Annotated in this window: 7 protein-coding genes; all 7 read left to right on the forward strand. The window is 69.3% G+C overall.

What is annotated here, in order from left to right:
• Positions 1-389, forward strand: a 389-nt coding sequence (locus BCY76_RS18340) for a hypothetical protein (protein WP_170922739.1), incomplete at its 5' end; no start/stop codon positions are given.
• 11 nt (positions 390-400) lie between these two features.
• The gene (locus BCY76_RS16415) at positions 401-757 is read left to right on the forward strand and encodes a hypothetical protein (protein WP_085437930.1); all 357 of its coding nucleotides are present in this window, start codon (positions 401-403) and stop codon (positions 755-757) included.
• A 148-nt stretch (positions 758-905) separates the two neighbouring features.
• Positions 906-2681, forward strand: a complete 1776-nt coding sequence (locus tag BCY76_RS16420; RefSeq protein ID WP_085437931.1) for an acylphosphatase — start codon at positions 906-908, stop codon at positions 2679-2681.
• 88 nt (positions 2682-2769) lie between these two features.
• The gene (locus tag BCY76_RS16425; RefSeq protein WP_085437932.1) at positions 2770-3963 is read left to right on the forward strand and encodes a hypothetical protein; all 1194 of its coding nucleotides are present in this window, start codon (positions 2770-2772) and stop codon (positions 3961-3963) included.
• A 209-nt stretch (positions 3964-4172) separates the two neighbouring features.
• Positions 4173-5882, forward strand: coding sequence for an ATP-grasp domain-containing protein (locus tag BCY76_RS20855; protein ID WP_442935371.1), 1710 nt, complete (start codon positions 4173-4175; stop codon positions 5880-5882).
• Complete coding sequence (locus tag BCY76_RS16435) at positions 5795-7465, forward strand: ATP-grasp domain-containing protein (protein WP_237090240.1); 1671 nt, start codon at positions 5795-5797, stop codon at positions 7463-7465. Before BCY76_RS20855 ends, BCY76_RS16435 begins: the two co-directional genes overlap by 88 nt.
• 131 nt (positions 7466-7596) lie before the next feature.
• On the forward strand, positions 7597-8232 hold a 636-nt coding region (locus BCY76_RS16440; protein WP_442935370.1), incomplete at its 3' end, for a nucleotide sugar dehydrogenase.

An 8232-nucleotide genomic window follows, 5' to 3' on the forward strand; every position in this document is an offset into this window, starting at 1 on the left:
CCGCTGCGCCCACGGCGCTCTCCCCGCGGGTCGCCCCTGAGCGCCTGGCCGACCGTCTCGAGCAGCAGCGCGAGCACTACGACCACACCCGGGTGATCGTCCCCGCCGACGTCGACCAGGCCATGGCCTTCCTCGACCTGGTGGTCTCCACGGCTCGGGCGCAAGACCCGGCCGACGCAGGCCGCCCCCTGTGGATCACCCCGTCCGGGACGCTCAGTCCGGAGGAGGCCCACCGGCTGGTCACGGGGATCGCCCGCGAGATGGCCGCCGGCCGACTGCCGCGGAGACCGTGCTCGCCCAGCCGACCTCCTCCGAGCACGCGGACCGGCTGCCGGCTCTGCAGCGCCGCGCCGACCGACTCACGCGGTCCGCCCGTGGGAGGACCCTGACACTGCGGATCATGGCCGACGGGGCCGTGTGGGACGCCGCCGACATCGTCGAGGTGCGCGGCCGCGGCCCGCTGCAGGCCATCAACATCCGCCCTGCGCAGGCCGGCGGCCTGCTGGAGAGCCTGGAGCTCGCCGACGCCGTGCTGCGCATCAGCCCGGACGCCGTCGTCGGGCTGACCCGCATGATCGGCGCAAGCCGCCTGACCACCTCGGCCCTGCGCCACCTGGCTCTGGCGATGCCGCGGATCGACGCCGCCCGGCTGGCCGCCGTCGTGGAGAACCAGCTGGCGATCACCACCCGAGTGCTGGACCCTGAGGAGGCCGCCGCGCTCGCCGCCCAGGAGGCCGCCGCCGACGGCCGCCACTGAGGAGGCCGCTGAGGAGGCCGCTGACGAGGCCGGACGTCCGGGGGAGCCCGAGGGTCCTGACGAGAAGCAGGCCGACAGCGGCTGGGAGGGCGCCGAGGAGCCGGAGGAGGACGACGCGTTCGCCGAGGGGGCAGAGGCCGACCCGGAGGTGGAGGGGGAGCCTCAGGCCGAGCCCGACGTCGATTCTGAGCTGGACTCTGAACTGGAGGCCGCGCGCCAGGCCGCCCGCGAGAGCGACGACGAGTCTGAGGCCGGCGGCCACGACGCCGACGACGAGGCGGACGAGGACGACGAGGCTGAGTACGAGCCCGAGTACGACTCCGACGACGTCCTGCACCAGGTCGTGGTCCCCGACGTCCCCGGGCTGGGCATCGACCTCAGCTACGAGGGCCTGGTCGGCGCGGTCATCAACTACGCCACCTACCCCACGCCGCCCGCGCCGACCCTGGACGGACGGCCCGCGCGCACCTACGACGACGTCGACTACATCCGCCCGATGGGCTCCTACGCCGTCCACGGGCACATCGTGGAGCGGGAGGCGCTCGCCTACGGGCTGAACACCCGGCGGTTCAACAAGTCCACGTTCCAGGCCGACGACGGCGTGCGGCCCCCGCTGGCCTTCCGCACCGCCCGCTGGCCGCTCTCCAGCGTGGTGGCCGCCTCGATCGTCCGGCACAAGGAGTCCACCCGGATCCTGCTGGACCGCAGCGGCTGCCCGGTGCCGCGCGGGCGCACCTTCAGCAACGGCGACGCCGCCAGTGCCCTGCAGTACGCCGAACGGATCGGCTACCCCGTGGTGCTCAAGCCGGCGGCCGGCTCCATGGGGGTGGGCGTCACCGCCAACATCGAAGGGCCCGGCGAGCTGCGCTCCGCCCTGGAGCGCATGCGCCAGTCCGTGATGGGCTCCGGCGACTTCATCGTGGAGAAGCACATCCATGGCCGCGACTACCGCATCATGGTCCTCGGTGAGGAGGTCGTGGCCGCCGTCGAACGTGTGCCGGCCTCCGTCGTCGGCGACGGCACCTCGACGCTCATCGAGCTGATCCTGGCGAAGAACGCCGCCCGGAAGCAGAACTCGCACCTGGCGACCCTGAAGCTGAAGTGGAACGCCACCACGCGTCATGAGATCGCCAAGGCCGGCTATGAGGCCCACAGCGTGGTCCCGGCGGGGGAGCGGGTCTTCCTCAACAGCGCCAACAACCTCACCCAGGGCGGGGACTCCATCGAGATCCTCGACGACCTCCACCCCAGCATCAAGGAGGCCTCGGTGCAGGCGGTCAAGGCCGTCCCCGGGCTGGCCTACTGCGGTGTCGACTTCCTCCTGGAGGACCACACGCGCGCCCTGGACGAGCAGGAGGGCGCGGTCTGCGAGCTCAACGCCGTGGCCGCGCTGCCGGTGGCCGAGTACCCGATGTTCGGGACTCCGCGCCGGGTCTCCAGCCAGTTCCTGCGCCGCGCCGCCGGAGAGTTCGGACTGGAGGTCCTGCCCGAGCGGGCCGAGCGGATCAGCGTCCGCATCCGGGCCCGCGGCCGGGTGGTCGGCGTCGGCTACCGCGGATGGTTCGCCCGCCGCGCCACCGAGTTCGGCTGCACCGGTTGGATCCGCCACAAGACCGACAAGTCCGTGGAGGCCGTGGTCTCGGGGCCCTCCGACGCCGTCGCCGCCCTGGCCACCGCCGCCGTGCTCGGGCCCCGCCGGGCCCGTCCGACCTCAGTCACCACGGTGCACGTGCCCGACCCGGAGGTGGAGACCTTCGAGGTCCGGCGGAACCCCTCCGCCCAGGGCGCCTCGCGCAGCCTGAAGAAGAGGGCCGTGCGGGCCATGCGGAACCCGGTGCGCGCCGCCCGCGTGCTGCGCGACCCGGCCCGCATCACCGCCGCGGTCAAGCGGCGCGCCGTCCGCCTCGCCAGGAAGGGGAGCTGATGACCACCTCACCGCATACGCCCGGAGCCCTCGGCGTGGGGCCCACCCGCCCGGCTGACTGCCGCCCGAACTCACCGACGGCTGGCTGGTGCACACCGCCGCCCTGCAGGCCGGCCGCGGGACGCTGCTGTTCCCCGGGCAGGCGCTGCTGCTCACGCACCCGGGAGGAGCGCTCGACGGCGGCTCCTTCGCCCACGGCGTGCCGCAGCAGACCCAGCTCTCCACCGCGACCCTGGTCCAGGACCGGCGGGTCCGCCGCGCCATGCTCGAGCAGCACCGCATCCGGGTGCCGGAGGGGGCGACCTACTCCATCGGCCACGGCACCCGCGCGGCGCTCGGCTTCCCGGAGCGGTACGGCTTCCCGGTGGTGCTCAAGCCCATGGTCGGCGACAACATGATCGAGACCACCACCGGCATCACCAGCACCGAGGAGCTGCTGGAGCGCATCCGGGACCTGCGGGTGGCTCCGCAGCTGCGCCCGGACTACACCACCGCCTCCTACGCGTTCACCGCGATCCACACCCCGCGCGAGGAGGACCAGACCAGGACCCGGAAGAACTACCGGTACCTGATCGAGGAGCAGGTCCGCGGCGAGTTCGTCCGCTTCCTCCTCCTCGGCGGCGACGTGGTCTCCGCCTTCCGCTCCCCGCACGGGGCCTGGGACCTCTCCGGCGAGGGCGCCGAGATCCTCGACGACACGCACCCCACGCTGATCCGGCACGTCCAGGAGGTCGCCGAGGTGTTCCCCGGGCTCGCCGTCTCCGCCGTGGACATGGTGCTCAGCCGGGGCGCCGGAGTTCCGCACGCAGAGCAGGACGTGGTCGTCGTCGACGTCTCGGAGCGGCCCTGGCTGGCCCTGCAGGCGTCGCAGGACCCGACCTGGGGCCTTGAGCTGGCCCGGCGGGTCCTGGCCCGCACCGTGGCCGAGGACGAGCAGCTCGACGAGCCGCAGGACGAGGTCGCCCTCGACGTCCGCTGGGAGGGCGTGTCCGTGATGGACGCGTTCCTGGAGCACCTCCGCGCCGCGGCCTCGCGGGCCGGGCTGTGCGGACGGGCGGAGGCTGAGGACGTCGTCGGCGGCATCGCCCGCGGCCATCTGGAGGGCTTCGCCGCCGCCGTCGCGCTGTTCAACGAGCTGGCTGTGGCCGGCCACCTCGCCGGTGAGCACCTGATGGCCGTCGACTCGCGGCCGGCGGAGCCCACCGGAGCGGGGAGCTTCACCCTAGGCGTGCCGGAAGCGGGCGACGCATCACCCGCTGCCGAGGGCGGGCCATCGACGTGAGCTGCCGCGCGGGCAGTACAGCGCCTGAGAACGCGTGATATCCCCCATTGAGTCGTATGGCACCGCCCAGATGACTGTTGCTGAGCCTCGCTCTGGGGAGCATTCCTCGTACCACCGGCACACTGTAGATGCTGAAACGTGACAGTCGTGCCCCTCCTTGAGAAAGAGAGAAAATGATGGACCTTCGAGGTGTCGACCCCGATGAGCTGATGTGGGAACCCCGGCTGAACAGAGTCGCGGCCCAGTTAGTGACGAAAGCCGGAGCTCGGGACGGAGGGTCCATCACATGGCTCAGCACTCGGCAAGGAGTGCTGGCTGCTCGAGGGCGACGCTACGTCATCGACGGGGCGATCAATCATGAATCCGCAGTGGCCGCGGCCATCGTCGACGACAAGGATCTGTCACGGCGCTTCCTCGAGGCTGCCGGCGTACGGACTCCCCGGGGGATCGCGGCCCGTGACGCTGAGGAGGCCGTGGCTTGGGCGGAGACCCTGCACGGTCCTGTGGTGGTGAAACCCCAGATCGGCTCCAGGGGGCGCGGGGTGACCGTCGGACTCGCGGACGCCGAGAGCATCAGGGCCGCATACAAGCGAGCAGCCAAGCGTGGCCGGGGCGTCGTGGTGGAGGAGCAGATTCCCTTCGCAGAGGAGTACCGGTGTGTGGTCACTCCACACCAATGCTTCGGAGTGATTCGTCGAGTGCTTCCCCGCGTCGTGGGTGACGGGGTGAGCACGGTGGAGGAGCTCATTGACGCGAAGAACATCGTGCGGCGCCAGAACCCTATGTTGGAGCGGCTGCCCATTCCCAAGGATCACGTCGTGGAAACCGTGTTGGCGGCTCAGGGCTTGAGCCTTGCTTCTGTGCCTGCCCCGGAAGACGAGGTCTTGGTGCGCAACGTGGGAGGGCTTTCCGGCGGGGGCGAGCCTCATGAGGTCTCGGACACTGTCGCCTCCGAGGTCCCGGCGCTGGCTGTGGCGGCAGCCGGAGCGCTTCCAGGCTTCCACTGGGGCGGTATCGACGTGGTCACCGATGAACGGACTGGCGAGCCTTGCGTCCTGGAGGCGAACATCAACGCGGGCTACGGCGGAGCCACTCACCCAGTCGAGGGCAGCCCGCGGGACGTGGCCGGAGCCGTGTGGACGATGCGGCGTGAGCATGGTTCCGCAGATGCGGAGCCGATCGGACCTGTCCCACTCGTGTCCGCCGCTCCCAGAACGGTGAGGGAGCACGTGGGCGAGGCCTGGCCTTCTGGCGTGCAGTCGGCACTGCTGGGCCAGGTCATGCAGAGTCTCCTGACCGAAGAGGGCTGGCACGTTCTGTCACTGGGTGGGGTGTTCCATGCGCGCAGGCAGTCAGGAGAAGAGTTCTGGTTCCTGCGGAGCGGGGCCACGACGAGTGACATGCTGTCACCTCGGCGGTTCATGCGCCGTCATGGGATGTTCAGGCGACTGCTGGCTGAGGCGCAAGTGCTCCGCCCGAAGGGCGCACTGGTCTCTGAGCCTGCCGACTGTCGGCGCGCGTTCGGGGGTACGAAGCCGCGACTGACTCTGATCCCGGAGAAGGCGTCTTGGGGGGCGTCAAGCAGCGCACAGTGTCCTACGACATGGCCATGGAACTGGTCAGCGCCGAGGGAGGAGAGTGGTACGCGCAGGTGCGCCGAGCCGGTGTCCGACTCCGCATCTACGCAGGACGTGACAGAGGCTGGTGCGTCACGAGGGCACGTTCCGATGACACTGCGCTGCCGGAGCATGTACTGGAGGCGTCCGTCACTGCGGCTGTCCACGCGGTGCGCGCGATACCTGAACTCCGTTGGGCGGCAGTGGACCTGGTCGTGCCCAAGAGTCAGGACGGCGAATGGGCGCGACCTTTGGTGGAGGGGATGGCCTCCCGGCCCTCGCTGGCCGGGGACCATCACGTGATCGCAGGGAGCTTGCGTGAGTTCGTCCGATGGATGGCTTCTTCCGCGGCGGAGAATGAGCTCGCCTCGACTGATGCCACGGTGACGAGTGGCCCCGCAGAGGAGTCTGAGAAGGGCGGATCAGCCGAAATCATCTCCACCGGTCGGGGGGAGGAGCCCGGGCCGGTGTGGCCCAGCGGATTCGAATCCCACCTCGTGAGGCAGATCTACGGCGCGCAGCGCCTCTCCAGCGGGACCATCGCGACCGAGGCGTGGCGCCGAGGCCTGAGCGTGCAGTTCACGGGTGCGACAGGTGTCACCTTCACCGTCAGTGATGGTGACCGCAACGTGGCGTTCAACGGGTCGAGATCCTCGTTCACCACGAAGGAAGCCCATGAGATCGTCGAGGACAAGGACCGTGCCTTGGCCCTGCTTCGGGGTGCGGGTGTGCCTGTCCCGATGTCGCAGGTGGTGCCGGACGGGGCTGCGGCCGATGAGGTGGTCGACCTGGCCGACAGGGACCACCAGTGGCCGGTCGTGGTGAAGCCTGCTCGGGGGAGCATGGGCCGAGGAGTCTTCGTCAACATCACGACTGCCGAAGGTCTTCGTGAGTACTACGAACACCTCCGTCGGCAGCCGAAGACCGGTCGGATTCTCCTGGAGGACCATGTGGCCGGGGACGACTATCGGATCTACGTCGTCGGAGACTCTGCAGTCGGTGCCTGCCTGCGGGTGCCGGCTCATGTCATCGGCGACGGCGCCAAGGATGTGAAGACACTCATCCGCGAGAAGAACTCCGACCGGCGACGCAACCCATTCCTCTCCAAGGGCCTCATCCGGCCGGACATCGAAACGGAACGGCTCCTCGATCGACAGAACCTCACCATGTCGGACGTTCCGGAGGTTGGCCAGCACGTGCAGCTGCGGGATAAGGCGAACGCGAGCGCAGGGGGCGACTCCGAAGACGTCACCGATGATCTTCCCCAGGAGGTGCTGCGGTCGGCAGTCGCCGCCGTACAGGCGATCCCGGGACTTGCTGCGGCCGGCGTGGACGTCCTCTACGACAGGGCCACCGGCAAGTACGTGGTCATCGAGCTCAATGCTCGAGCGCACATCGGGTTGAACATGTATCCCACGCGAGGACAGGGTCGGCCCGTGCCCACAGCGATCATCGACCACTTCTTCCCGGAATCCACGCGCGGGTCGGAGAGCACTGAGAGCTTGGCACTGAACATCGATGATCTGCTCGTCCCGCTCAACAGGGGAAGCGCCTCGGCCGTCACCGTGGCTCCGCTGCCGGACCATCTGTACCCCGTGCGGCGCTACCACTCCTTCGAACCCGGGCTGACGCTGACCGATCGGCAGGTGAGACTCTTGGCGCGAGCTGCTCGTCAGGCCGGCGTCTCGGGAGGCGTCCGATATGAGACCGATGCTCCTCGCCTGGTCGTTGCAGGAACGAGCGAGAGCGTGAGGGACTTTACGGAGCGAGCCGAACGGCTCCTGAATCGTGCCCTTGTCCACTCGAGGCGGTGGCCGGGAGTGGTCTTCGAAGGGTTCTTCATCGCACCGAGACTTCCGCTGCTTCTGCCCGGAGAGCACGAGTGACCAACATGTTGAGTCGAACTCCCCGGTACGGTCGACGTGACGGCACCGGGGAAGGGCCCGGGCCACGCCGCCGTCGGGCGATAGAGTGACAGTGGCATCCGACTGGTTGCTCCAGAGACCGAAGGACTGACGTGACAGACGCATCGAACACTCACTCCGGAGCCGCTCCCGCGGCGAAGAGCACCCCATCCCAGGACCGTCCTGCTGTGATCGTCGGCCAGGGGTATGTGGGGCTGCCGTTGGCGCAGGCGGCGGTGGCTGCCGGGATCCCTACGGTGGGGTTCGATGTCTCGGAGTCTCTGGTGGGGGATCTGAATTCGGGTGTCTCGCATGTGGATGATCTCTCGGATGCTGATGTGGCGGTGATGCTCTCGCAGGGGTTCCGGGCTTCTGCTGATCCGTCCGGGTTGGAGTCGGCGTCGGTGATCGTGATCTGTGTGCCGACTCCTCTGAGTGAGGAGGGTGGCCCGGATCTGCGGGCGGTGGAGGCCTCGGCCCGGACGATCGCGGAGCATCTCTCGGCGGGGACCACGGTGATCCTGGAATCGACGACGTATCCGGGCACCACTGATGGTGTGGTGCTGCCGATTCTGGAGTCCTCGGGTCTGGTCCATGGTCAGGACTTCCTGCTGGCCTATTCCCCGGAGCGGGTGGACCCGGGATCCACTCGTTTCGGGATCACGAACACGCCGAAGCTGGTGGGTGGGCTCAGTGCTGAGGCCACGGAGTCTGCGACGGCGTTCTACGCGCGGTTCGTCGATGAGGTG

The organism is Nesterenkonia sp. PF2B19, assembly GCF_001758425.2.
GTDB classification, from domain to species: domain Bacteria; phylum Actinomycetota; class Actinomycetes; order Actinomycetales; family Micrococcaceae; genus Nesterenkonia; species Nesterenkonia aethiopica.

What these genes read in the sequence shown, in the direction of transcription:
- BCY76_RS20855 (WP_442935371.1), top strand. Translation starts at nt 4,173, where the DNA reads ATGTGGGAACCCCGGCTGAACAGAGTCGCGGCCCAGTTAGTGACGAAA.
- BCY76_RS16415 (WP_085437930.1), top strand. Translation starts at nt 401, where the DNA reads ATGGCCGACGGGGCCGTGTGGGACGCCGCCGACATCGTCGAGGTGCGC.